Below are 24,809 nucleotides of genomic sequence, written 5' to 3'. Positions count from 1 at the left end.
TTAGGATACTTAAAAGTGTAAGCCTGCCAGGCTTTTTATGTACTTTAATTGTCCCATTTCAACTAGCACAACGGGTAGTCGTATTTAATCCCAAAGGAACTTATGAATATCAACAGACCACCTTTAGTCATGCCAAACGCGTTAAGCACCTAAAGCAAGGCACCGTTGTACACGTTAAGCGGCTGGTTCGGCGGGGTGTCATGACCCGTTACCAGCTAACCAATGGCACCTACCTGACTGGTAACAAACAGTGGGTGTCCGTGAAGTAGCTCTAACAAACTAAAGGTTGAAAGTTCGAAAACTGTTATCAAACCAAGAATAGTAAAACGTTATCGACTTAAAATTAGCCTTACCAGCCACCTGCGGCGGTCAGAGATTCCGCCTGCTGGGGGGAACGCCTCCGGCCTGAAAAGCGGTCCTTCGGCTCGGTTTGAAGCCTGGAAAAACCACCAGTCTCCAAACACGTCCCACGCTGTAAGCCGAAAATCGGCTTACAACGTCGACACAGCTGGCTCCACCTCTGACCACCTCCGGTTAAACTAGGTCTTAGAAACTAACCTAGCTCAAATACTTGAATGAAAGTGCTGACACCATAATATTAGTGCTCCACTAGATAGCCGAGAGTGAGTCAAATTTGGACTCAGCCGTGGGATTTTTAAGTGATTTTCTTGAAAATGGCGACTTGAAGACGTGTTTTTCAGCTTCAAGCGAGGGGTAAGACCGCCCTTTGACTTGTCCCGTCCTTTCCACCGCGTTCCAGTCCAAATTTGACGAACGGTAAGGCGACAATTTCCCACTATATCTGACTAAACCCCAACACCTAATCCTTGTTGTATCAAGCATAGTGGGTGTTTCAGTACTTTCAACCTTTAGTAACAAATACAAGCCGTCAACACTATTTGAAAAAGTAGTGTTGACGGCTTGTTTATTTTAATCGTCGCTATTTATGGGCCAATCCTTTAAGCCAAGGCACTCGTAATCGGCGTAACCAACGCTTTAAGCAACTGATCTGTGGTCTGCTTGCTGTGGAACACGACGCGATCCGCAAACAGCGTCGCGGTCTGCTGAGCCTTGTACATGATCCGTTGCTTGGCCCCAGTGGCCGCATCGGTGACGGTCGCCTGAGCAACCGGATCACCGGCATCGACCATCCCGCTGCTCAACTGAGCAGGTGTCAACTTTGTCTCCACCTTGGTGCTCAGATCAGCAGTCTTCTCTTGGTACCAAACGCCCGCCTGACTGATGATTGGCGCCGCTGTAACCTTGGTTTCTAAGCCATTCGCCAGTGACACAGACTGGTTCGCCAGTGGCGTGGTCTTTAACTGGTACATTTCCTTCGTCTGCTTGATCAACTTGTTCATCGCGGAAAAGGTCGTGTCGCCACCGATAATGGTCGCAATCATTCGCTGACCGTTGACCTTGTACGAAGCGGTATAACACAGCTTGGCACTCTCCGTAAAACCGGTCTTCAAGCCATCGATTTGGCTTTCCTTCTTATAATGACTCTTACCCTTCAGACAACCATTTTCGTTATAAATAGTGGTGCCATTGATTTTGGCTTCCGTCTGATTCGACATCTGCGTAATCTCGGGGTCCGCGGCCAACAAATGCTGGGCGACCAACGTGATGGCCTTAGCGGAAACCGAATTTTCTTCCTTCTTGCCAGTGTTAGGGAGCACCAAGTTGTAATCCTTCAAGTCCCCGTTGTCTAACCCAGAAGAGCTAATGAAATGGGCCTCGATACCCCAGTCCGCGCTCTGTTGATTCATCAGGGCGACAAATTTAGCATTATTACCGGCCACGTACTCTCCTAAGGCTGTTGCGGCACTGTTCGATGAAGCAATCATGGCCGCAGCCACCAACTGTTTCACCGTAAACTTCTCCCCGGTCTTCATCCGTAGAGAGGAGAATTCATAGCTGTGACTCAGCTTTAAGAGGTCCTTGCTCATTGGCACATCATCGTTCCAACCAATCTTGCCATCATTGATGGCCTTAACCGTCAGATAAACAGTCAGTAATTTTGAGAGTGACGCGATTGGGTATTTCTTATCCGCATTTTGTTGGTAGAGTACCTGGCCACTCTGGGCGTCCATGACGAACGCAGCCCGGGCTGGGACCTTAGAAACGGTCTTTGTGGCCGCATTTGCGGTCACACCACCACCCAAGCCAATTACGGTCAGGCCAACGATAGCGACCTGCCATAACCAGCGTTTAAATTTTTGCACGAGCGTAAACGCTCCTTTCAAGATAGTAAGTTGTATATATTATACAGAAAGTTTAGGCCCATGGGGCGACAAACCGCAATCTTGCCCAAATTTTAACCTATTAAAAATGTATTTGTAAAAAAAGTTGGCCATAACCCTTGACCGCTTGTGTTTACAGTTGTAGACTGAATTCATAAATTAAGATTACAGTTGTAAACGAAAGGGAGTTGTTAACTATGGCAGCCACAGAAATAGCAGTCACCATTTCCGACGCAGAATGGCGGGTCATGCGGATCGTTTGGACCCTCGGCCAAGCCGATAGTCGGACCATCATTGATTTGCTCGAACAACAGCACGATTGGAAAGCGGCCACCATTAAGACCCTGATTGGCCGGTTGGTTAAGAAGGGCGCCCTGGCCACGACCAAGGACGGGCGCCAGTTCATCTATACCCCGAATATCGACGAACAAACGGCGATGGACACGGCACTGCAGACCGAACTCGACCAGATGTGTGCCATGCACCGGGGAACGGCGCTGGCCCACGTGTTAGAACAGACCGAACTGAGTCGCAACGACGTTCAAGAATTGCTGGACGTCCTGAATAAGAAATTAGCCACGGCACCGGCTGAAGTTGCCTGTGACTGTCTACCTGAAAATTGCGAGAGGAGTTGTGAATAATGAAAGAAACTGAGATGCACAACATGAACATGCACGGCGACATGGCGGGCATGGATCACAGTCAGATGAACCACGATGAGATGGCCCACATGGACATGAGCAATATGGATATGACTGACATGGATATGGACATGGGTGACGGTCACATGATGCACATGGGCAACCTGAAACGTAAGTTCTGGGTCTCCCTCATTCTTATGATTCCTGTGATTTTGATGTCCCCGATGATGGGGGCTAAATTACCTTTCCAACTCATTTTCCCTGGTAGCGACTGGGTCGTTGCCGTATTAGGCACCATCCTCTTCTTCTACGGTGGTGGTCCCTTCTTCAGTGGCGCCAAGGCTGAGCTTCAAATGAAGCGACCTGCCATGATGACCCTGATCAGTATGGGGGTCGGCGTAGCCTACATCTACAGCATCTACGCCGTGATTGCCAACAACGTCTTCCACGTGACACCAATGGTCAACAATTTCTTCTGGGAACTCTCAACCTTGATTGTCATCATGTTGTTGGGTCACTGGATTGAAATGAACACGGTCATGAACGCTGGTTCTGCCGTGGACGCTCTGGGCAAGTTACTTCCCCAAGAGGCCCACGTGGTCGACGAACAAGGCAACCTGACCGACGTTAACCTGAGTGACTTACAAGTTGGTCAAACGGTCTCCGTCCGCGCTGGTGAACAAATCCCAGCCGATGCCGAAATCATTTCCGGGGCCTCTGACGTCAACGAATCACTGGTAACTGGTGAATCCAAGGCCGTTAAAAAGGCTGCTGGTGACAGTGTTATCGGTGGGTCCGTCAACGGTACGGGAACCTTTACCGCCAAGGTCACGGGAACCGGAGACTCCGGCTACCTGGCCCAAGTTATGAAACTGATCAACGACGCCAAGAGCGCCAAATCAGATTCAGAAAACCTGGCCGACCGGGTCGCGGGCTGGTTGTTCTACGCCGCCCTCTTCGTTGGGATTCTGTCCTTCGTCATCTGGTTGACCGTGGCCAACCTGGCCGTGGCCTTACCAGTGGCCGTCGCCGTCTTCGTGATTGCCTGCCCTCACGCTTTGGGCTTAGCTGTACCACTGGTTGTGTCCCGGAGTACCGCAATTGCCGCCCAAAACGGCTTGTTGATCCGGAACAGGAACGCCATGGAACAGGTCAACCACTTAAAGTTTGCTTTGATGGACAAAACTGGGACGTTGACCATGGGTGAATTCAAAGTTAACCACCTGGTCAGCTTCGACAGTCAACACTCAGAAGACGACGTGTTGCGTTTGATGGCGAGTCTAGAAAAGGGCTCCAGCCACCCCCTGGCCACCGGGATTTTAACCGCCGCCACGACCAAGGACTTAAGCTTCACGGCCGCTAGCGACACGCACCAAGAGACTGGATTGGGCCAATTTGGAACGGTTGCGGACACCACTTACGGGGTCGTTTCCGTGAACTATCTGGAACAAAACAACCTGGACTACGACCGTGACCAGTTCACCCAATTTGCTGCTGAAGGAAACTCCATCAGTTACTTGGTTGCCGACAAGCAGGTCTTAGGTTTAGTCGCTCAAGGAGACCAAATCAAGCCCGCCGCTAAGATGCTGGTAACGGCCCTCAAGAAGCAAGGGATTACGCCCGTTATGCTGACTGGGGACAACCAGGAAACGGCAAACAAAGTCGCTGCTTCCGTCGGCATTGAAGACGTCCAGGCCCGCCTGTTGCCAGAAGACAAGGAACGTTTGGTTCAGAAGTACCAAGAAACTGGCAAGGTCCTCTTCATCGGGGATGGGGTCAATGATGCACCTAGTCTGACCCGAGCTGACATTGGGATGGCAATTGGTTCTGGGACCGACGTGGCCCTTGAATCCGCCGACATTATCCTGGTTTCCAGTGACCCGGCCGACGTTATCCAGTTCTTGGATCTCGCTCGGGCAACCCAACGGAAGATGACCGAAAACCTCTGGTGGGGTGCTGGATACAACCTGATTGCCATTCCATTGGCAGCTGGCGTCTTAGCTCCCATTGGCTTCATGTTGAACCCAATGGTTGGGGCAATCATCATGTCCTTCAGTACCATCATCGTGGCCATCAACGCCATGACGTTACGGATTAAGAACGTTCCTGCTGAATAGTGCATTTGCCGCCTGTGGTCCCCCTGACAACCTCCGGCTAAGTTGAAGATTCAACAAATCTTTAGCCCAGCTCTCTCTTTCCTAATCGATCAAATAACTCAACTCAAATAAAGAGCACTGAATTCACTTCCAATTGTGGAGGTGAATTCAGTGCTCTTTTAAGATCTATTTAGGTCGTACTGCGACGACGGTGAAAAAAGTTTACCAGTTTCCGACTGTTCATCGATAAAATCATAACGGCTAGGATAATCAGCGTCCCGCCGACCAGATCAAAACCCGTTAGCTGAACACTCAGGAAAATAACCGAGAAGACCGTCGCCGCCAGCGGTTCAAAGGCGTCCAACAACGTGGCCGTTGTCGGTAAGATGTACGCCAAACTGTGAGCGAACATTTGGAAGGGAATAACCGTCCCGAAGACAATGATAATGGCCACTAACGTCCATTCAGTAGCTGTGACGGTCGTGTGGAACTGCCAAACGGGCTTAACAAAGTTCAGTGACAATCCCGCAATCAATAAACCCCACCCCGTGACGGATAAGGACCCGTACGTTGAGAACAATGGCCGTGGCAGCAACGTGTTAGTTGCTACGCCGATTGCTGACAGGAAGCCCCAGAATAGGACGACCGGCGAGATGGCTAACGCATTGACGTGGCCGTGCGTCACAATCAAAAAGGTCCCGACAAAGGCAATGACCATCCCCACACTCTCTGGCCGCGTCGGCTTTGTGTGTTTGAACAAGAAGTAGTAGATACTGATGATGAACGGCCCTAAGAACTGAATGATGGTCGCAATCGGTGCGTTCCCAAATTTAACCGCTTCAAAATAACACAACTGAACGGGAACCATCCCCAGCAAGCCGTAACTGACAATTCGACCGGCCGTGTTCTTATGCTGCCACAACCGCATGGGCTTAGCACCAATTAACTGGGCAATGATCAACAGGACGATTCCCGCCGTTGTCATCCGCACCTCCGACAGCCAAAGTGCGGTTACATGTGTGTTTAGGGTGAACAGACTGCTCGCGACCACCCCAGAAATCCCCCACATCATGCAGGCTAGACTGGCTAGCAATACTCCTCTTAAATGATGTTGTCCCGTCATGACCGTTCCTCCTTGAATTATGTATATTCTTTAAATGTCGTCTCCGGCAGATTGGTTCGCCACCCGTGGGGCTTCCCCTGGAGCCAAAGTACGGTCTCCAGGGCGCCTTGATGCCTCCAAGTCCGAGTCATCAAGGTCGGCCCGTGGTCTAAGCTCGGTAAAAACCACCGAACTAAGACCACCGACACGGGTGGCGAACCAACCTGCCTACAACTATGTATAAAATCTATCCTTATAACGTTTTTAACACGAGATGCCTTATTGCAAACTGATTAGCCACTCAGATATATGAATGGTTACGTACCTGTCGACCTGTGACTGCATTACGTTTAGGTAATCTATATTTTGGTTTGATTTATTCTAAATAACTTAACCATCAGTCATGAAGACCCATATTTTATGATAATGGCAAATGACACCCGTAATTTTTTTGGTCCCATATAACTCACACGCCACTACCGTAGCCGGCGGTTGCCAAGGATAGGGCCCGCCGTGTCGCTGGTGTTGGGCCGAGTGGTTTGCTCGGGGCAACACCAGGGGACGTGTTTCAAGACCCGCACGATTTTTAGCGGGGCTTGAAACCGAGCCGGAAGCCCGCCCTTTGGCTGAAGGCGGCCCCACAGCGGGCCCCATCCTTGGCGGCCGCAAGCGGCCTAGTCCTACGTCTTAATAACTAACCCCAAAAAATTCCACAAAAACCATTATAACAAAGGTCGGACCCGTAACCAGCCCGTTTCCAGAAAACTTAGCCGATTATCATTTTCCAGTCAAAAAGGGGACCGCCCAAATGACGGTCCCCTTAGCTCTATACTTATCGTTTTGGTCGTACAATGCTTAAAAACTCGGTGAGTGCCTGTGGGTCGGTCAACTGACGGTTACACTGCGCACTGTCACGGCAAATATAGTTACCGTTACGCGTGTAGGTCCCCAGTCCCGACTTCTTGGTCGTCGACACAAACAACGAAACGTTCCCTATCGTCTGACAAATGGCGCAAACACCCTTCACCACTTGGGGGGCGAGGTCACCTTGGATCCCAATTAGGCGATCTTGGTAAGGTGCCACCAGATACTTCTTCTGGCTACCACCGTCGTTCCACCCTAGATAGGTCAGTTCGTGCAAGTTTAAGTCCGCCCACTCTGGCTGCTTAAGCTTCTTCACCTTACGAAACAGCTTACTCAGTTGCTTAATCGATAGCTCCGGAAAAGGCACGACTAAGGGTTCTAACGTTGGCAGTAGCTTGGCCGCCGCGTCCCGTGACAAACGATCTGGTTGTAACCGTCGTAAGAATTCCTGGCTGATTGGGTCTTCACTAGGAAGTAGCGGCGTAATGCGCTCTAACGTTGTCGCCCGAACGGTATCCCGCATCCGTCGGTCGTTAACTGATAGGTAAGCACTGACCAGGTCATTGACCTGCTGGGTAATATAGCTGTATTCATAGGTGGTAATTGTCGATTTCATTTTTTATTTCCTTTCAGATTCAAACCTGACACTTCTCTGAAAGGTCTTGCAGAAAAGTGTCGCTAACTAGCAGCACTTTTCCGTACAAATAACGATGCCATCATCGTCGATCATCTCCTTGTCCTCGGCTATGGTAGCCGAAGTGCTAATAAGTATACAAAATATTTTCTTGGAAGGCAAGTCATAGTTGTCGTGGTTCTGATGCCAGCAAAAAGGACTTAGAACCGTCCGTTCCAAGTCCTTTAATACCGACCCAGCTCCCGAATCCGTGTCAGTAACTGTTGATGGTAGTCGTCCGACATTATCCGTTATTTCATTTGTAAAAGCTGAGTACAACCCCAAGGCATCCAAACTTAGCCGGATACCTTTAACATTATTCTACCTAAAATCCCCCGTTAAATGCCCGTCACCGCTCCTAGTTAGCACGGTCAGAAAATTAAGGCCCCCAACCTTGTTATCCTAATAAATGTACGCGTTTACAATTTATCCGGATGAATGCTATACTAATGAGCAATAGGAGGTCTCCCCAATGAAAACTGAAAAAGAAAAATTTCTCGCCGGTGAACCCTACAACATCATGGACCCGGAACTCGCCGCTGACGAGACCAAGGCCCGCCGGCTCTGCAAAGAACTGAATGAACTAGATGATACGGCCACTCAAGAGAAAGACCACATCATCCGCCAGCTCTTCGGCTCCGTCGGCGAACGTCCTTGGGTCCAACCCAACTTCCGCTGTGACTTTGGCTATAACATCCACGTCGGCGACGACTTCATGTGTAACTATGACAACGTCATCTTGGACATCGCACCAGTTACCATTGGAGATCACTGCATGATGGCACCCCACGTCCAGATCTACGCCGCCTACCATCCGCTTGATCCGGCTGGTCGTGACGCCTTCGTTGGCCTAGGCAAACCCGTCACAATTGGCGACCACGTCTGGATCGGTGGTGGGGCCGTTATCCTCCCCGGCGTCACCCTGGGCAGTAACGTCGTCGTGGGCGCCAATTCCACGGTCACCAAGTCCTTCGGCGACAACGTGGTGATTGCTGGTAGCCCTGCCCGCGTCATTCGAAAAAATGTACCAAACACAGATCACGCGGAGAACTAAAGCCTCCCTCACTAAAATCAAAAAACTAAAAAAGGGTTCCCCAACCTGTAGGCTCTCTATCTACGGATTGGGGAACACTTTTTGGAACCGTCGGCGGGCAACTAAAAAAGAGCCCAGGGTGCTCCCCTAGGCTCTCCGTGATTGATCTGAATTTAAGCGGTCCACCCAAAGTAAACCGGAATGTTGATCTCGCCCTTCGGTGAAATCGTTCCTTTGTAGGTGGTCCCATTGATATCAAACGCAGCAACTAGCTTAAAGCCCAAGGTAGCTACCGGCGTGATTGACTTGGTGCTAAGCACCTTGCCAGTGGCGCTCCGCGTAGTTTCCTTAACTGCCTTACCATTCTGATAATCGTAAATCATCGTCTGGCTGTTTTGTTGCAACAAAACTACTCGCTGAATCTGACCATTGGTCGTCGCAATACCAATCTTGATGTGGGCTGCCTTGTCCAACGTCGCTACCTTAGTGGTTGCCGTCGTGGCATTGCGGTTGAGCTCGCGCGTCATGATGTTCGGGTACGTCCCCTTGACCACAGCGCTCTTCGGTAACCAGCCAATTGTCTTACCAGCCGCCGTCTCGAAGTACAGGTACTGCTTCTTACTAGTCGTGGTCAGTGACTGAATGGCGTAGAGCGTCCGGTAACCGTACGTGGTGCCGTAATGATTGGCCGCCGTCGTACCGAGTGACTTGGTCGGCATGTCCCAGAAATCATGTGTCGTGGTTGGCGTCCAATAGGCCGTCTTCTTGACCGACTTCATCTGACTGATCTGTTGGTGAAATTTCAGCTTACTCAACGCCACGTAGCCGCCCACCAGTTTAGACTTCTTGGTGGTCGTCGCCCCAACAACCGTCCCATGAGGCAGTTTCTTAGCGGTAACTTTAGCCAACCGCACGTAGCGCTTACCCTTGACCGTCACGACCTTGTCCACCGTCCACTGTTTTGTCCGACTCTGCTCGGTCCCCAAAACGGTGCTGTGCTTGTACGCAGCGCGTGGATAGCTGTACACCTTCGTGCCAGTCGACTTAAACGTAAAAATCCGATGTTGCGGGTAAGCTGGTAATGTCACCTTTTTGGCGGCGTTGGCCGTCGTTAAGCCACCCCAAAATACCAGTCCCAAAGATCCCGCTAAAATGAATTTAGCCCATTTAGTCATGATTACCTCCTAGTCATCACTCAACTTTTGCTTACTCTCCAAGATTAACACGCTAAACTTAACATTACACTAGAGGTTTTGACCTTTTTCCCAAACCGTCTTAGATAATAAGAGGCCGTGCTTAACCAGGTCATCAAACAATTGGTGCGTCCGCTTAGAAATCTCACCGGCCGTTTCCAAATTGCTCTTGGTCAAGAAGTCAGTTGCATCGCCGCTGACAGCTTCGTCAGTCGCCGCAACCCGTTGCCGACCATAGGATTGGCACCCTTCGCGGAAGGCGTTGACTGCTTCAACGTATTCATGGAAGTGGGGTTCAATGATAACAGAGAGCGTCTTGTTAAGCCAGTAAACGTTCTCGACATCGACCGCCGTCGTTGTATTCTTGTAATCTTCTGGCGTATCGTTGATGTTCGTAAAGAATGGTACGTATGGTGCGTAAGCGAAGAAGCCCATGGCGATCCATTGAATGGCTGCCCGGTCCGCTGGCACATCGTTTCTAATTTGCAGAATAGATGAGCATTGGTTCCGGTCCATAGCGATTGGCCGGAATTTCTTCTGGTCATCGGCTGAGCCAGAGGCAAAGGTCCCGAATGGATCATACTTCGTCCCGTTGTAGTGGGAAGACAGGAAGAATTGCACGTCTTCGATGGCAATCTTCTTGGCTGGCTTCCGCGTAAATGGCATGTCTTGGTCAGTTGGCTGTTGATCCTTAATTTCAGGATTGAACAGGCTTTGGCCATACCAAGTCCGTGGCGTGTTGTAATAAGCGTCGTCCTCACCGTGAGTTCCGAAGATTTCACGGAAGTTAAACGTGTCTGGATTTGGGTTCAAATGATTCTTTTTAACAAAGTCGACCAGGTCCGTGGCAACTAAAAAGTTGTCAGAATCATTGAGGTCAACTTCCTGCATCAGCGTCTGGTTAGGCGCAATGGCGTAGGTGTCTTCTGGTAAGCGCATAGCCGCCCAGTGGTGACCACCGGCCGTTTCCAGGTACCAAATTTCGTCATTATCGTTGAAGGCAATACTATTGCTTTCGCCGGTCCCATACTTTTCTAGCAAGGCACCCAAACGTTGGGCCCCTTCCTTAGCAGTCTTGATGTATGGCAAAACCAAGGTAACCATAGCTTCTTCGTTGATACCATCGTTAACCAATGGATCATAGCCCAAGACACGGGCGTTCGTTGCGGTGGTTTCGGTCGCACTCATACCAACGTTCAATTCGTTGATACCAGCTTCTTCGTATTGACCATCACTTTGGTCAGCCTGAGGCGTCCCCGTATAACGGTAGGCGTGGTCGGGTAGCGGTACGTTTACGCCGGTAACGATCGACGTAAAGGATGCCTGTGATTGGTCCGTTGCTGGGTGGACCACAAACTTGATTGGGTTGATTGGGCCGTAACCATCTTCGTTACGTGCCACAATCGTTGAACCGTCCATACTGGCGGCCTTTCCCACTAAAATCTCTGTACAATCGGAACTCTTCTTCAACATTATTGTGTTCCGCCCCCTTTATTTCTTAAGTATAAGATTATCAAGTGCTAAGGGCCACCCATTTTTAACATTTTGACGTTTTAATTATTTCAAATGAGAACATTTGGTTGTCCAAGCTACAATGTGATTCTCAAATTGCCGCTTCCAGTTGTCAGGGTGGGCGTCTGCTGTGGGGACCGCCTCCGGCCTGAGAAGCGGTCCTCCAGCTCGACTTGAAGCTTCGCACAGCCCACGAATCTTCAAGCTCGTCCCGTGGCCTAGACTCGGTCAGCCCACCGAGTTAACGCCACCGACACAGCCGCCACCCACCCTGACAACCTCCAGCTACGTTGGTTCACCGAAATCACGTTAATGTTCATTTTGTCATAGTCATCATCAATGTTGACTGAATAATGCCTTATAGGTTGATATTAAAATAGCGAGCTATACTCTTTGGCAAAAAAAGCCGTCCATTCCCTAGCTAGAGAAATGGGCGGCTATAAGTTTACAAAATTTCAGCGAAACAAGCAGCCACATCATTCACCGTAACCAACCGACTACCTGAACCGGAGGCAGCTAGGGGTTGCGCAGTGTCGAGCCACTTAGTCAGCGGTTTTTGGCTGGCTTAGTGGCTGGCTTAGTGGCTGGGTCGCCCCACAGTGCAAGCCCTAGCTACCGCAGGTGGTAACAAAAAGAGCCGTCCATTCCCTAGCTAGAGAAATGAACGGCTATCGTTTACAAACTTTCAGTGAAACAAGAAGCCACATCGTTACCCGTAGCCACCCAACCAACTACCTGAGCCGGAGGCAGCTAGGTGTTGCGCAGTGTCGAGCCACTTAGTCAGCGTTTTTTTGCTGGCTTAGTGGCTGGGCCGTCCTTGGGCATTCGCGAGTTAGGCGAAGGGTCAAGGCGCCGCGGGAGACCGCTCTTTGGCTCCCGGGGTCGCCCCACAGCGCAATACCTAGCTGCCGCAGGCGGCCAACATCAACGACCACCAATCCGTTGCTCACGCGTAACGGTGGTGGCATCGATGCGGTGACGAATCCATTTGGCTAACTCGGTCACCAACAAGACCACAATTCCGGCAACGATTGGAATCCCCCACCCATAGTGGAAGTTCACGCTAGTGGTGTGGAAGACACCCTGCATGGCTGGCCAGTAAATGATCATGGCTTGGAGCGCCATCAGAATCGCCACGATAACAAAGCTCATCTTGTTGCGGAAGAAGTACTTGGAGAAGACGGGGTGGTCATTTTGCAGGTTGAAGAGGTAGAAGACCTTCCCGAAGATAATCACGTTCAGCGTCATGGTACTCCCAATCACTGCGGACAGCCCTTGGCCGGTCAACAGGTCGTAGGCAAAGATTCCCAGTCCGGAAATCAGTAACGAGACGTAGGTCACCTCAAACATGTCGAGCTTAGAAAGAATTCCCTGCTTAACATCCCGTGGGCCCCGTTTCATAATGCCACTCTCGGCCGGTTCGAAGATAAACGCAAACTGAATCGTCAGAGCCGATACCATGTTGATCCACAACAGCTGGGTTGGGAACAGTGGTAACTCTTGATCCATCAGAATACTCATAACCACGATCAGACCTTCAGCAAAACTGGTTGGTAACAGGAAGCGAATCGTCTTGCGAATGTTATCGAAGACGTGGCGGCCTTCCCGAACGGCCCCCAAAATCGAGGTGAAGTCGTCATCGGCCAACACCATATCGGCGGAGTCCTTGGCAACGTCGGTTCCCCGAATCCCCATGGCAACCCCAATATCAGCTTGTTTCAGGGCAGGGGCATCATTGACCCCATCACCGGTCATCGACACCACGTGACCGCGGGCCTGTTGGGCCTTCACGATTCGTAATTTGTCAGCCGGTGTGGTCCGGGCAAAGACGGTGTACTTATCAATTTGACTGGCCAACTGTTCGTCGGTCATTTCAGCCAGTTCAGGACCGGTAATGGCCCGCGCCTGCTCGGATAAATTCAGTTGCCGGGCAATCGCCGCGGCCGTTTCGGGGTCATCCCCGGTAATCATCTTCACCTTGATACCCGCGTACCGTAATTGCCGAACGGCGTCGGCCACACCGGGACGTGGTGGATCAATGATACCGGCCATCCCAGCCAAGTGGAAGTTCTGACCAATGACTAAGTCATCAACCTCAGTCGCGTCGGCGGCCACTGGTTGGTAACCCAGCGCAACGACCCGTTTACCCTGCCGCGTTAACTGCGACAACCGTTCCTGCCAAGCAGCTTCGTCCACGGATTCACCCTGCGCCAGCATCAGTTGGGTCAAGGTTTGTGGCGCTCCTTTGACGAACAGATAGCGTTGGCCATTGTGATCCACTAATCGGGCCGAGTAACGAATGGCCGAGTCAAATGGTCGGGAATCAATTTCTTGTGGATCTGGGTCAGCGCCCACCAACTTGTGATACAGGGCCGTTAATGCCCCATCGGTCGGTTCACCAGTCAGAATCCACTGACCGTCTTCCTCATGGAATTCGGCATCGGAGGTCTGCCCAGCAATTTGGACCAACCATTCCAAGTCAGCATCCTGACGCCAGTTGACGTCTTGATCCTCATCGTTTTGTACCTGACCAGTCGCGTCGTAGCCCACCCCGGAAACGGTATAGGTGTCCTGCGCCGTCAAAATGTCCGTCACAGTCATTTCGTTCTTGGTCAATGTCCCGGTCTTATCGGTGTTCACAATATCGACGGCACCTAGTGTTTCCACAGCGGGCAACGTCTTCACAATCACATTTTGTTTCGTCATAGCCTGGGTGCCCATGGCTAACACGACGGACGTGCTGGCGGGTAACCCCTCTGGCATCGATCCCACCACCATCGTGATGACGGCAATCAGCAAGGTTGGCAGGCTGTACACGTGGGTAATCATCCCCAGGATAAACAGCAAGACTGCCGCAATTAAAATGGCAACGGATAATCCTAAACCTAAACTATTGAGGTTTTTCATCAACGGGGTGGTTTGTTGCTTAACTTCAGCAACATTTTGTTGGATATGACCAATTTCAGTTTGGGCACCGGTCACGGTCACGATTCCCCGCCCGGAACCATTGGTCACAGCGGTGGAGGCAAACGCTTGGTTCGTACGTTCGGCCAATGGCAAATTGGCCACGTTCAAGGGATCTTCACCCTTTTCAACTGAATCGGTCTCACCGGTCAAGGCAGACTCTTGGATCTTTAAGTTATCCGCGTCAATCAGCCGGAGGTCAGCGGGCACGGTGTCCCCCGCTTCCAACTGAACGATGTCTCCCGTCACCAGCTCACGGGCTGGTAACGTAATTTTTTGGCCATCACGAATGACGACGGCCTCGGAGACCAGTAGTGACTTGATTCGGTCCAGAGCGTTATCCGCTGAGCGTTCCTGGAAATAGCCAATAAAGGCGTTGGCGACGATGACCAGTCCGATAACGATCGAATCGGAATAGTGATGCATGAAAAAGGTCATCAGGGCAGCCGCTGCCAAAATGTAGATGATGGCGTTGTTAAACTGCTTCAAGAAACGTAAAAGATTGGATTGCTTCTTGGCAGTCAACTCGTTGGGGCCATTTGCCTTCAGCCGTTTCTGGGCTTCAGCGGTGGTCAGTCCCTCGTCTTCATTCGTGGCAAATTCAACAAGTAAGGACTCAGTCGAACGCTGCCATAGTGGCGGCTGCTGGCTGGGTCCAGGGTCAGTGGTTTCTGCTTCTGTGTTCGTTGATGCTGTTACTTCTGGGTCTTGTGCCATGTAATAAGGTCTTCCTTTCTATCTGTGAAAACGTCTGATTAGCGGTCGGGAATTGGGTATGCAACGTACGGTTGGTGCAAGGCGTCCACCTCCAAATCATCTTTTTTAAATTAATTAATTCTACCAACTTTCCGGGAAGAATGCACTCCATTAGAAGCTTTGCAACATAACTTTAATAATAGGGTGAATGGATAACGGTTACAACTAAACGAAATCCTGTAATTCTACCACCAACTTGGTTAAGATGAACGTAGCCGCCACTTTAAACTTGCAGGCCTAATTGATCGGCGACAATGACTTGCCGCATGTACATAACACATTAATTAACTAATCAACACAAAGGATGACCATAATGAAAGCTTGGACAATTACGGGACCCGGTCCCCATTCTCTAGAAGAACTCCAGTTACAAGATATTCCAGAACCCCTGCCAGCCGCCGATGAAATCAAGGTGCGGGTCCGGGCCGTGGGGCTCAACCCCGCTGATTACAAGGTCATTGAAAGTGGCTCCTGGGACAACCCCCACGTTATCGGCCTGGACGTGGCGGGCGAAGTCGTCGCCATTGGTAGCAACGTCAGTGACTGGTCCGTGGGCAAACGCGTGATGTATCACGGCGACCTCCGCCGTAACGGCAGTCTAGCCGAATTCACGGTGACCACACACCTCAGCGCCGCTCCCATTCCCGACAGCGTTAGCTTTGAACAAGCAGCGGCTAGCCTCTGTGGCACGTTGACGGCCTACCAAGCGTTCTATCGCAAAGCCAACCTGTCCGAGCTCCCGACCGTCTTGATTCACGCCGGTGGTGGCGCCGTGGGGTTAGCCGCCCTCCAGTTCGCCCGTGACCTCCATTTACCCACGATTACTACAGTTTCTGCGCGCAAACGGCCATTGGTGGAACGGGTCGGGGCCGGCACCATTATTGACTACCACCAGACCGACGTCACCCAGGCCGTGATGAAGGCCACATCCGGTCGGGGCGTGGGTCTCAGCATCAATACGATTGGCGGGGAGTCACTAGCAGCCGACGTGGACCGCATGGCTTACAACGGCCAAATCATCGCCATTGGTGATAGCGTGCCCGCCCACTTGGACCTGAATACCAAGGCCCTGAGTATCGCCCGGTCCGCTCTCGGTGGCGCCTACCGTTCTGAGAATCCCACCGAGATTGCCGACCTGGGCTTAATGGCTGGTGTGGTCGGCCAAAAACTGGCTGCCGGTGAATTTGACCCTGTAATTGACCGCGTTTTACCATTTAATCAGGCAGTCACGGGGCTGAAGCTCCTCAAACACGATGAAAATTTAGGAAAGTTAGTCGTTCGGGTTTAACCTAATCTGACCCAATGGGGGCGCTTTAGTGTTGCCCCAACACCGATTCGTTTACAATATGCGTGGTCATTAAAACACTTCGTTGAAATTGTAATATTACAAATTGCCAGAATTACCCGCAGGCCTTGATTTCTCTGTTATAGTAAAGATGTCGTAAAACAATTGCTTAACAAACTGACGACAAACTAAAGCTTTTTTGGTAACAGTTGTCGAAGTACCCGGAAAATGCTTCGATACTGACTGTCCCCAATTAAATAGTTAACCTGATTGCATCAGACTAAATCCCAGTTCGATTCAATCAGGTTAATTTTTTTGTCTCGAATTTTTAGTTGTGCACAATTGACTTTTTAAGTGCTGGCTAAACCGAACATTCAATGGACCTCATCGTAAAAGCGGTCATGACTAAAAGTCATGACCGCTGTTTTATTTTGTTCGTCCTGATAATCGGTCTGCTTTACCCGGAAATATATATGTAAACTATCAAATTTTACTTTTTTTAATTAACAATGGTATTATTTAATACGTAACTAATCTTGTAACAAGGGGAGAAAACATACATATGAACAAGTACATTGAAGTACCTGCTATCGTCGTTCTTACGGCCACCACAGGTTTGTTGGCGATGACGAATAATGCTTCCGCCAAAAAGTCACACGTTGCTAAAGTCAGCAAAGTAAGGGTTACTAGCAAAAGGGTTTATGGTCATACAACCAAACTAGCAACTGTTAAACTCGTAACCACAAAGAATAAGACTCTGGGACATTCTAAGGCTAACAAAAAAGGTAACTTCATCATTAAGACCAAGAAGAATCTTAAGAAAGCCACCTTTAAATTTAAGGTATCTAAAAAAGGCTATGTTAGTCGAACAACAACCTTTAAAAAGATTTCAACTGTATCAAAAACTCAACAAAAAAAACAAGCCCCAAAGCCAGTAATACAACAAACAGTAAAAAGTGCTAACGCCTCTATTCCTACACAATCCACTACTAGCGAAAATAGCCGCGCTGAAACCATTGCTAAACTTAAAAGTGAAATTACACAGTATCAAGCTGAGTATGATAAGATCAATGCTCCACTGGCAGATTTAGACTTGCAAATTGAGAATGAATTGAAAATCGTGCCAAGTGGTCCGGCTGCGCCAGAGGATTACGCAAAGCCTGAAGTCATTGCTGCCACGGCTAAAATACATGATTTAAGAGCACAGAAGGACAGTCTTTATATTCAGTATGGTAGCATCGAACAAAAAATATTAGCAGCAAAGAAACAGTTAACGTTGATGGGTATTTCACAACCCTAGTTTAAAGTTTCTCATTGCTTCTTGAATTTCATCGTCCGTGATGCCGATATATCGTTTAGTCGTCGCTTCATTAGAGTGGTTGAGAATCATCATTAATGTACCAATGCCTTTTAAGTCCTTGTAAAAAACCTTGGATCTTGCGCATAGTGTGAATTCCAAGATCATAACGGTACAATGCTTTCTTCACCTTAAGCATTACTTTATAATATCTACTCCAAGTTGGCTGTTAGCTATCTCCGCTACAAGATTGAAAAAATATTCTTCATTTTGTATACCGTCGCAATTAAGATCAGTATTCATTCCGATCCTATATATCATAAAATTTTGGTCCTATGATATCTGATGTTGATAGAGAAATCTGTCAACATCATTTTTTGTATAATAAAGGAGGCACACTGCCTCACGTCAACATAGTCAGCCAAAAACAATCAAATTTTTGACTCCTCACCAATACTGGTTGGTAGAGAGCTTTTATTTTTATCTTCGCTATTCTGGCCTCACCGGGGCGTCAGCCTACGCGACCCACCACTGATCCTCGGTCGGCAGGTAGACCCAGCCCACGCGCCGCACGTCCACACTGAGTTCATTTTGACTAGATACCGGGAAGCCGGACATGCTCAGCATGCCGACGTCCGCTACGACTGGTCGATCAAGACTAAACGAAATCGTCTTCTCTGCTCGCCAATTACTAACATCTGGCGTCAACCGGCTAGCCACTGCTGGCAGCGGTGAATGGTACCCGGCCACGTATAACCGCGCGCTGCTCTGCGGCGTAAGCAAGGCTAGCCCCGTCAATACCAGGACTGTGCCCGTGACCAACTTACTGACGCAATCAAAGGTCACACCAAGCCAAGCGTTGGCTAACAACCAACCTGTGAGCAAGGTCAACGCTGGCAACAATGGTGCCACGTAAACGCTCACTTGCTCGTTGGAAAGCAGCGTTAACCCCAATAATGCAATCGAACTGATAACCCACGGTCGTTGCCGCCGTGCAAATCCCGCGACGATCACCAGCCATGGCACCAGCAACAGTAGCAGTTCACCGACTGATTCCACCACCGTGACAACGTTCATCCCGTTAAGGCCATTAAAAAAGACCCAGCCAACGGTTCGTAGCCACCAGAAAACATAAAAACCAGCGGCGATTCCCCACCGCTGCCAACGTATTCGTTTCATCAATTTCCCCACTCCAAAATCCCCATTTGTTTAATCATCGTCGCGTTCGGTTGCCAGTACTTTCCCCGTTGACGCATCAAGCGTTACTTCGTGGTAAACCTGGCCACTTTTGACCTTCACTTCCCACTGTGCCTGACCGTTCTCCCGGTCTAAAGACCAGGAGATAGCGTGACCACTGACCTTCTTAGTCGCCGCCCGCGTGATGGCTGCTAACGATTGTAACTGATTGGTGTCGATACCCTCTTGCTTGCGAGCCACACCTTGATTCTCATCGGCGTCCAGCTTTTCCTGACGGGCGTGATGCTGCTTGCCATTTTGGGCATCAACCGTTAGCTCGTACTCGCGATTGCTATCTACTCCAGAAAGCTTGTACGCATACCGCGTCCCATTGGGTTCCAAGGAAAGTTCCGTCACAACGGCCGCATTCCCAAATTCTTGGTGAAATTGGCGAATCGCCCCCTCGACGCTAACTTTGATTTTCTTCTGAGCATTGCCAGTCGCCGCAGTATCCGCTAGCTTACTGGAACTAGCCGCGCTAGAAGAATCGGCTTGTTTAGTCGCTGGTTGGCTGGCACCACAGCCACCTAACAGTAAGCTGGTCACCAGCAGCGTCAATCCTAGTTTACCCATAACCTTTTCCTCCGTTGATTAGTAAATCGGTTTGCAATTAATAGCCTAAGTCTACCAATCTCCTGGAAGAATAGCTATCAGAACCCTTTTAGTCCTGAGAATCTTCAGAAGAATTTAACGTACTGACCAAGTGTTGGAGCACCCGCACGAGATCAGCCCGTTCCGTGTCAGAATAGCCAGATAAACGCTGACGTAGTACTGACTCCCGGGCAACTTTGATCTGCAACAGTGCTCGTTGACCTTGCGGACTCAGGGTGATCCGGCGAACGCGTTGGTCGCGCCGCTCTACCTCCATGAGCACGCCTGCTGCGACCAACTTATCGACCTGCCGGCTAACCGACGAGTGGTTCCGACCAATTTGATTGGCCAACTCACCGATACTGATTTCCGGTTGCCGCCCGACGCGCACAATAATCGGCAGCGCGACTGGCTCTAGAGAAATACCTGCCCGTTTCAACAACTCACGATCCTGGTTTGGTTGATTAAAAAACGTCATGATTTCAAATATTGCTTCAAAAATTTCATTATCCATAGTTGTTATTATACCAGAAGCATGCTAACATGTGTGCATATTGCACCTATAAGATTTCTCACGAAGGAGACGCTCCCATGACTAAAAAAATTGGCTTAATTATTGGTTCCACTCGGCCTAGCCGTATCAGTCCCAGCATCGCTAACTGGCTGCAACAGGCGGCCGCACAGCCTGAGTTGAGCATTGACCTGATCGACCTGGCCAAGATCAACCTGCCCTTCCTGGACGAAGTCGCGATGCCCTCAGATGGCAACTACGCGCTGGCTCACACCAAGCAGTGGAGTCAGCTGATCCAGGGCTACGATGGCTTTATTTTGCTCTTTCCTCAATACAACTGGGGCTACCCCGCTCCCCTGAAAAACGCCCTGGATACGCTTTACGCTGAGTGGCGCGGTAAGCCGGTCAGCCTGGTTTCCTATGGTGGTCATGGTGGCTTTCAAGCCGCGTTAGGCATGCAGCTGGTTGTCCGTGGCTTGAAGATGCCAATCATGACAAACAACCTCAGAATCGACTTGAAGAAGTCTGATCTGACCGAGAATGGTCAATTCATCGACCCCGCCCAGGCACTCGCCCCTTACACTTTTGATGCCCAACAACTGGGTGCTGAATTCGTGCATCGTTTGGCAGACTAGTTCTCCCAGGAGTGCGGCTGGTAGCGTGCAAGTACCAGTGGTGGCTTTAATTCCCAGTAATTTAAAAATTGGTTCTAGAAATCTTTAAACGATTTCTGGAACCAATTTTTTGTTTGCCAATTTCAAAACCAATTGCGCAAAAAGTTCCGACGTTAAGTCGCGATATCAGCTGCTGGAAAGGCCTTGTAAAACCTGTCGCCGTTCTTCAAACGATGCACCCCTAATGTACTTGCTACCATGCCACCCTGGCTAGTTTCAAATGGGACGAGTATGTTGTAGTAAACCAGCACTCTTTTTCCCGAATACATACTATATTCTTTACGTGGTGTCCTTATCGGAAAGGCAAAGACTGCACTAATTGGATGACCGTTCTCCAAAATACACAAACGAACTGCATTCGTTGGCGTGTATGGCAGAAAAAATACAGGTAATAACACTACAACCATAATTAACGTTGTCTCCAGTCGCTTTAAAAACTTTTTTCTTCCCTTTTTCACTGATTCTCTCACATTACACCGTCCAAATAGCCAGTCTTTTTTGATGACTAAAATGTTCCAGTTATCATCAAATACATTTACTCAAGTAATCTTGCACTTAGCTCACCCTGGCTCGGGAATCGAATAAGCAACGTTAAATAGCAAAATTCTAATAACGTGAAAATAGACGACCTCATAACTGCCGCTAGGATCCAAATATGACTGATCAATGCCATACACCCGACCAATACGATACTTTCCTAGCAGATACCGATTATCCGCAGCACTTGCTTTACTTACCTTAACGCTCATCGCAATCCGCGGATGACCTGTCAACAAAATCGCCAGTTTTACAGAATTACTTGGCGCGGTTAAATTAATGAGCAATATAACGGCTAGTAACTCAAGCGTTTTTCTAAAGAATCCAATCCGCCGCCAATGATTTCGCAAACGTTCTCTTAAATGATTATCCCTTAATCCCATCCAATTCATCCCATCCTTACAGCGGTTCAATGATGTTACGACCCCCCTATGTATCTAAACATATTCTTAATGGTTTTATCAGTCAATGGTAATTTAGCCAAATCCTAATTCCGGTTAGTTATCTTATAGCTAAATTAACAATAAAACGACCCCAAGGTTAGCTAAAAGTTCTAACCCTGGGGTCTGGTCTTATTAAGTTAATTTTTCTAGCTTACCGTTCATCTGCACATTATCTACGTTGAACATGCCCCCTAGACTGCGGATGAAGTTACCCTTGTTTCTGATCCCGCAAACGCGTCATGCCAACAAAGTCATCCGTGAAGATCCCCGCTACGTGCTTCGCAAACAGCTTTTCTGCTAAAGCCGGATCATCCACCGTCCAAATCCGTTCAGCCACCGGCACGTCGTCCTGGTAATGGCTCAAATGAAGCCCACTCAAATGCTCATTGGCCACAAAAGCCGCCGCATTCACCACCGGTTGATCCGTGAGCCAACAATACGATTCATTCGGCGCTAATTGTTGACACGTCTTTAAAGTTGGCAGATGGAAGGACGAATAAATAACTGGGTGCCGCAGTGGCGTGGCATTAACCATCCCCATCACAATTTTTTCAATTCCCGGATACTGGATATTGTTCGTCTTAAATTCCAAATTCAGTTGCACGTCCTGGTTGCTAACCAACGTCAGGAACTCCGCTAACGTGGGAATCAATTCGCCCGCTGCCAACTGAAAGCGCCGCAACTCTGCCAGCGTATAATCTTGAATCAAGCCGGTGCCGTTGGTTGTACGGTCGATTCGCTCATCGTGCATGATGACTGGCACTAGGTCCTTCGTCAGTTGAACGTCAAATTCAATCCCTTCGATACCGTGTTCAACGGCGTATCGAAAGCCCGCCAGACTATTTTCTGGAAATTTTGCGGGATACCCCCGGTGACCAAACACAACCGTTTTCCCTGCCATACCTATCCGACTCCCTAATCCTGGCCGTGAACCGACCAGCTCATTTTTTGTCTTCCCTGCTATTATACCGCGCTGAGTTTCTACCATAACAATTAACCGTCAGATGCAGCGCCTTACCGGTGACCACTCTAACGGTCGAGAAATATCTACAACTGTCAATTTAAGTTTACTCCTAATATTTCAAGAATCAGTATCGATTCCGTACAAAAATCGTAAATAAAACGACCTTACAGCGGGGGTCGGGTCCACTGCAAGGTCGGATAATACCATATTGAATGAAGATTGACTGGTTTTTAAAAGCTGGTTAGTCTTGTGATAACAGCGCCGCCATATTCTAATATGACCGCCCGCCAGATTTGAGCTAACACGGGCTGAACACAACGCGAAAGCCGTTATCAATCAGCCAATCACGAGTGGCGTAAGGGAACCTTCAGCAGTGATCCAGGGTCAACCGCAATCAGAGCCGGAGGCGGCCAGGGATGGCGCCGGCCGTGGTGGTGGTGTTAACTGGTGGTTTTCCAGTTTACAGCACGGGCGACTTTGAAGACACGGGGTCTTCGTGGCTTCAAATCGAGCGAGAAGCCCGCCCTTTGGCTGAAGCGTCCCCACAGCCGGCGCCATCCCCGGCCGCCGGAGTGCGCCTAATTTAACAGTCTCAGTAGATCACGTTAGTCCGCACCCCACACGTCGTCAGCAATCTCCTTCACCAGCTTCAGCTTGGCCCACTGCTGGTCTTCCGTCAGCTCATTGCCCTCCTCAGTAGAAGCGAAGCCACACTGCGTGGAAAGCGCCAGATTGGCTAGTGGTACCTGCTTAGCGGCCTCCTGAATCCGTGCCTTAACGCTAGCCACGTCCTCCAATTCCGGAAACTTAGACGTAATCAGGCCTAAAACTAAGCGCTTATCGGGATTACCATTCCAAATCTTTTTGAGTGGTGCAAAGCTCCCTGCTCGTTCATTGTCGTACTCCAGGAAAAGGCCGCTGTAGTTTAACTGCCCCAGGTAATCGGCGATATCATCGTAGCCCCCTGAGAACAGGTACGTCGACTTGAAGTTACCGCGACAAATATGAGTTGTGACCGTCAGATCTGCCGGCAGACCCGTCAACAATTGGTTGATGACCCGCACAGCATCCTCGGCTAAGCTCACATACTTTTGATGGGCCGTGGCATCACCCTGTGTTTCGTGCAGCTTACTGATTAAAAAGGCCCAAGTCGTATCATCAATCTGTAAATAACGACAGCCTAGATCATAGAAGTGTTGAATCGTTTCATGATAGGCCTTGGCTAAATCATCCAGGTACGCATCCCAGGTCTCATAGAATTGATGCCAGTTGTCACTACGATTGTCCCGAAAAAGCATGGTGGGTGACGGAATCGTCTGCTTCACTAGCACATCAGCTGGTACCAAGCTTTGTAAATACTGGAAGCTCTCAAAGAACGGGTGGTCCGGGTTAAACGCCACTTTGCCGACCAAATCAGCGTTATCGGTCCGGGTCTTACTGCCATGGAACTTATAACTTTGTTGGTAATCGTAGTGTCCCACCCCCGTTAACCCCCAAAGAAAGTCCAGGTGCCACCAACTCCGGTTAAACTCGCCATCGGTGATGGCCTTCAAGCCTAGACTGACCTGAGCAGCAGCGATTCGTTTAGTTTCGGCCCGTTGAACGGTCTGTAACTCATCAGCGGTAAGCTCACCCTGGGAAAACTTCGCCCGAGCTTCCTTCAAAGCAGTTGGCCGTAATAGGCTACCCACAACATCGTAGCGGTAAGGGAATTTCGTTTGCGTCGTTGTTGTCATATTATTTCCTCCTAGAATTCACTGTGGTCTGGTCCGTCACTGTTTGGGATGAACCGCCTAAATCGTTCGACTGGCAACGTGTTTCGCTCACACTAACAGCGTCAGTTTGCCAGTGCCTACTCAGCGTGCACCGCTAAGCAGTCGAGGGGATTAGGCGACGGTCAAAATGGCCGTTGCCAGTCCAGCGATATAACGCAAGTCCATCCATCTTTCTAATCGATCAGGGCATAAAAAAACGCGCTCATCCCCAGAACTAATTGCTTAGTTCAAGGGACGAACGCGTCGTTTTACCACCCTAATTCACACAGCCCTCACAGACTCTGCCTCAACGGTACCAATTGATACCCGGAAAGTTAACGGTTCCTACCGACCAAGCAGCGTGAACCGCTTGATAGCTATCGGGAGCTCATCTTCATGGCTAACCACTGGCCCGTTTCCACTTACCGGGCTCACTGAAC

At 49.6% G+C, this 24,809-nt stretch carries 20 protein-coding genes; 7 read left to right on the top strand and 13 right to left on the bottom strand.

Going from position 1 to position 24,809, the window contains the following annotated elements; translation table 11 throughout:
* Positions 1-269, top strand: a 269-nt coding sequence (locus EKM75_RS12690) for a DUF5776 domain-containing protein (RefSeq protein ID WP_225426636.1), incomplete at its 5' end; no start/stop codon positions are given.
* A gap of 690 nt (positions 270-959) precedes the next feature.
* Here EKM75_RS12690 and EKM75_RS02830 read toward each other — a convergent pair.
* Entirely contained in the window at positions 960-2,225 is a 1,266-nt protein-coding gene (locus EKM75_RS02830) for a D-alanyl-D-alanine carboxypeptidase family protein (RefSeq protein WP_125691925.1), read from the bottom strand.
* A 215-nt stretch (positions 2,226-2,440) separates the two neighbouring features.
* Between EKM75_RS02830 and EKM75_RS02825 the strand changes: the two genes are divergently transcribed.
* Both EKM75_RS02825 and EKM75_RS02820 read left to right on the top strand, forming a co-directional pair.
* Positions 2,441-2,884, top strand: coding sequence for a CopY/TcrY family copper transport repressor (locus EKM75_RS02825; protein ID WP_125691923.1), 444 nt, complete (start codon positions 2,441-2,443; stop codon positions 2,882-2,884).
* Between the two features lie 80 nt (positions 2,885-2,964).
* Complete coding sequence (locus EKM75_RS02820) at positions 2,965-5,001, top strand: heavy metal translocating P-type ATPase (protein ID WP_164508713.1); 2,037 nt, start codon at positions 2,965-2,967, stop codon at positions 4,999-5,001.
* A 169-nt stretch (positions 5,002-5,170) separates the two neighbouring features.
* On the opposite strand, the gene EKM75_RS02815 is transcribed toward EKM75_RS02820, so the two are convergent.
* Both EKM75_RS02815 and EKM75_RS02810 read right to left on the bottom strand, forming a co-directional pair.
* Positions 5,171-6,103: a DMT family transporter gene (locus EKM75_RS02815; RefSeq protein ID WP_125684715.1), complete on the bottom strand. Its 933-nt coding sequence runs from the start codon at positions 6,101-6,103 to the stop codon at positions 5,171-5,173.
* Between the two features lie 811 nt (positions 6,104-6,914).
* Complete coding sequence (locus EKM75_RS02810) at positions 6,915-7,562, bottom strand: FusB/FusC family EF-G-binding protein (protein ID WP_125691921.1); 648 nt, start codon at positions 7,560-7,562, stop codon at positions 6,915-6,917.
* A gap of 529 nt (positions 7,563-8,091) precedes the next feature.
* Here EKM75_RS02810 and EKM75_RS02805 point away from each other — a divergent pair.
* Positions 8,092-8,673, top strand: a complete 582-nt coding sequence (locus EKM75_RS02805) for a sugar O-acetyltransferase (protein ID WP_125691919.1) — start codon at positions 8,092-8,094, stop codon at positions 8,671-8,673.
* A gap of 152 nt (positions 8,674-8,825) precedes the next feature.
* Here EKM75_RS02805 and EKM75_RS02800 read toward each other — a convergent pair whose 3' ends face one another.
* The 3 genes from EKM75_RS02800 to EKM75_RS02790 all read right to left on the bottom strand — a co-directional run bounded on the left by EKM75_RS02800 (position 8,826) and on the right by EKM75_RS02790 (position 15,038).
* Positions 8,826-9,827, bottom strand: coding sequence for a GW dipeptide domain-containing protein (locus EKM75_RS02800; protein ID WP_125691917.1), 1,002 nt, complete (start codon positions 9,825-9,827; stop codon positions 8,826-8,828).
* A 69-nt stretch (positions 9,828-9,896) separates the two neighbouring features.
* Positions 9,897-11,315, bottom strand: coding sequence for a C69 family dipeptidase (locus EKM75_RS02795; RefSeq protein WP_125691938.1), 1,419 nt, complete (start codon positions 11,313-11,315; stop codon positions 9,897-9,899).
* 966 nt (positions 11,316-12,281) lie between these two features.
* Entirely contained in the window at positions 12,282-15,038 is a 2,757-nt protein-coding gene (locus tag EKM75_RS02790; RefSeq protein ID WP_125691915.1) for an HAD-IC family P-type ATPase, read from the bottom strand.
* Positions 15,039-15,390: 352 nt separating this feature from the next.
* Between EKM75_RS02790 and EKM75_RS02785 the strand changes: the two genes are divergently transcribed.
* The gene (locus EKM75_RS02785) at positions 15,391-16,365 is read left to right on the top strand and encodes an alcohol dehydrogenase catalytic domain-containing protein (protein ID WP_164508707.1); all 975 of its coding nucleotides are present in this window, start codon (positions 15,391-15,393) and stop codon (positions 16,363-16,365) included.
* Between the two features lie 559 nt (positions 16,366-16,924).
* Complete coding sequence (locus tag EKM75_RS02780) at positions 16,925-17,662, top strand: hypothetical protein (protein ID WP_125691911.1); 738 nt, start codon at positions 16,925-16,927, stop codon at positions 17,660-17,662.
* A 513-nt stretch (positions 17,663-18,175) separates the two neighbouring features.
* On the opposite strand, the gene EKM75_RS02775 is transcribed toward EKM75_RS02780, so the two are convergent.
* The 3 genes from EKM75_RS02775 to EKM75_RS02765 all read right to left on the bottom strand — a co-directional run bounded on the left by EKM75_RS02775 (position 18,176) and on the right by EKM75_RS02765 (position 20,000).
* Entirely contained in the window at positions 18,176-18,838 is a 663-nt protein-coding gene (locus EKM75_RS02775; protein ID WP_125691909.1) for a hypothetical protein, read from the bottom strand.
* 30 nt (positions 18,839-18,868) lie between these two features.
* On the bottom strand, positions 18,869-19,468 hold the full coding sequence (locus EKM75_RS02770; RefSeq protein WP_125691907.1) for a PepSY domain-containing protein: 600 nt from the start codon (positions 19,466-19,468) through the stop codon (positions 18,869-18,871).
* Between the two features lie 88 nt (positions 19,469-19,556).
* Entirely contained in the window at positions 19,557-20,000 is a 444-nt protein-coding gene (locus EKM75_RS02765; protein WP_125691905.1) for a MarR family winged helix-turn-helix transcriptional regulator, read from the bottom strand.
* 77 nt (positions 20,001-20,077) lie between these two features.
* On the opposite strand from EKM75_RS02765, the gene EKM75_RS02760 reads away from it, so the two are divergent.
* Positions 20,078-20,632 (top strand): NADPH-dependent FMN reductase, encoded by a 555-nt coding sequence (locus EKM75_RS02760; RefSeq protein WP_125691904.1) that lies wholly within the window; start codon positions 20,078-20,080, stop codon positions 20,630-20,632.
* A 152-nt stretch (positions 20,633-20,784) separates the two neighbouring features.
* Here the strand turns inward: EKM75_RS02760 and EKM75_RS02755 are convergent, their stop codons facing one another.
* The 4 genes from EKM75_RS02755 to EKM75_RS02740 form a co-directional block, all read right to left on the bottom strand.
* Positions 20,785-21,141, bottom strand: coding sequence for a hypothetical protein (locus tag EKM75_RS02755; RefSeq protein WP_125691902.1), 357 nt, complete (start codon positions 21,139-21,141; stop codon positions 20,785-20,787).
* Positions 21,142-21,231: 90 nt separating this feature from the next.
* Positions 21,232-21,591 carry a hypothetical protein gene (locus EKM75_RS02750; protein WP_125691900.1) on the bottom strand — a complete coding sequence of 120 codons (360 nt, stop codon included), beginning with the start codon at positions 21,589-21,591 and terminating at the stop codon, positions 21,232-21,234.
* 268 nt (positions 21,592-21,859) lie between these two features.
* Positions 21,860-22,552 carry a glycerophosphodiester phosphodiesterase family protein gene (locus tag EKM75_RS02745; protein WP_125691898.1) on the bottom strand — a complete coding sequence of 231 codons (693 nt, stop codon included), beginning with the start codon at positions 22,550-22,552 and terminating at the stop codon, positions 21,860-21,862.
* A gap of 668 nt (positions 22,553-23,220) precedes the next feature.
* On the bottom strand, positions 23,221-24,351 hold the full coding sequence (locus tag EKM75_RS02740; protein ID WP_125691896.1) for a vitamin B12 independent methionine synthase: 1,131 nt from the start codon (positions 24,349-24,351) through the stop codon (positions 23,221-23,223).
* Positions 24,352-24,809 lie beyond the last annotated feature (458 nt).

The organism is Levilactobacillus tongjiangensis, from assembly GCF_003946345.1.
GTDB lineage: Bacteria > Bacillota > Bacilli > Lactobacillales > Lactobacillaceae > Levilactobacillus > Levilactobacillus tongjiangensis.
Note: the sequence above shows the minus strand (reverse complement) of the source record. Positions and strands in the feature narration are given on the sequence as shown.

Coding starts and splice junctions, on each gene's coding strand:
- EKM75_RS02825 (WP_125691923.1), top strand. CDS start 2,441: ATGGCAGCCACAGAAATAGCAGTCACCATTTCCGACGCAGAATGGCGG.
- EKM75_RS02820 (WP_164508713.1), top strand. CDS start 2,965: ATGGCCCACATGGACATGAGCAATATGGATATGACTGACATGGATATG.
- EKM75_RS02815 (WP_125684715.1), bottom strand. CDS start 6,103: ATGACGGGACAACATCATTTAAGAGGAGTATTGCTAGCCAGTCTAGCC.
- EKM75_RS02810 (WP_125691921.1), bottom strand. CDS start 7,562: ATGAAATCGACAATTACCACCTATGAATACAGCTATATTACCCAGCAG.
- EKM75_RS02805 (WP_125691919.1), top strand. CDS start 8,092: ATGAAAACTGAAAAAGAAAAATTTCTCGCCGGTGAACCCTACAACATC.
- EKM75_RS02800 (WP_125691917.1), bottom strand. CDS start 9,827: ATGACTAAATGGGCTAAATTCATTTTAGCGGGATCTTTGGGACTGGTA.
- EKM75_RS02790 (WP_125691915.1), bottom strand. CDS start 15,038: ATGGCACAAGACCCAGAAGTAACAGCATCAACGAACACAGAAGCAGAA.
- EKM75_RS02785 (WP_164508707.1), top strand. CDS start 15,391: ATGAAAGCTTGGACAATTACGGGACCCGGTCCCCATTCTCTAGAAGAA.
- EKM75_RS02780 (WP_125691911.1), top strand. CDS start 16,925: ATGAACAAGTACATTGAAGTACCTGCTATCGTCGTTCTTACGGCCACC.
- EKM75_RS02775 (WP_125691909.1), bottom strand. CDS start 18,838: ATGAAACGAATACGTTGGCAGCGGTGGGGAATCGCCGCTGGTTTTTAT.
- EKM75_RS02770 (WP_125691907.1), bottom strand. CDS start 19,468: ATGGGTAAACTAGGATTGACGCTGCTGGTGACCAGCTTACTGTTAGGT.
- EKM75_RS02765 (WP_125691905.1), bottom strand. CDS start 20,000: ATGGATAATGAAATTTTTGAAGCAATATTTGAAATCATGACGTTTTTT.
- EKM75_RS02760 (WP_125691904.1), top strand. CDS start 20,078: ATGACTAAAAAAATTGGCTTAATTATTGGTTCCACTCGGCCTAGCCGT.
- EKM75_RS02750 (WP_125691900.1), bottom strand. CDS start 21,591: ATGGGATTAAGGGATAATCATTTAAGAGAACGTTTGCGAAATCATTGG.
- EKM75_RS02745 (WP_125691898.1), bottom strand. CDS start 22,552: ATGGCAGGGAAAACGGTTGTGTTTGGTCACCGGGGGTATCCCGCAAAA.
- EKM75_RS02740 (WP_125691896.1), bottom strand. CDS start 24,351: ATGACAACAACGACGCAAACGAAATTCCCTTACCGCTACGATGTTGTG.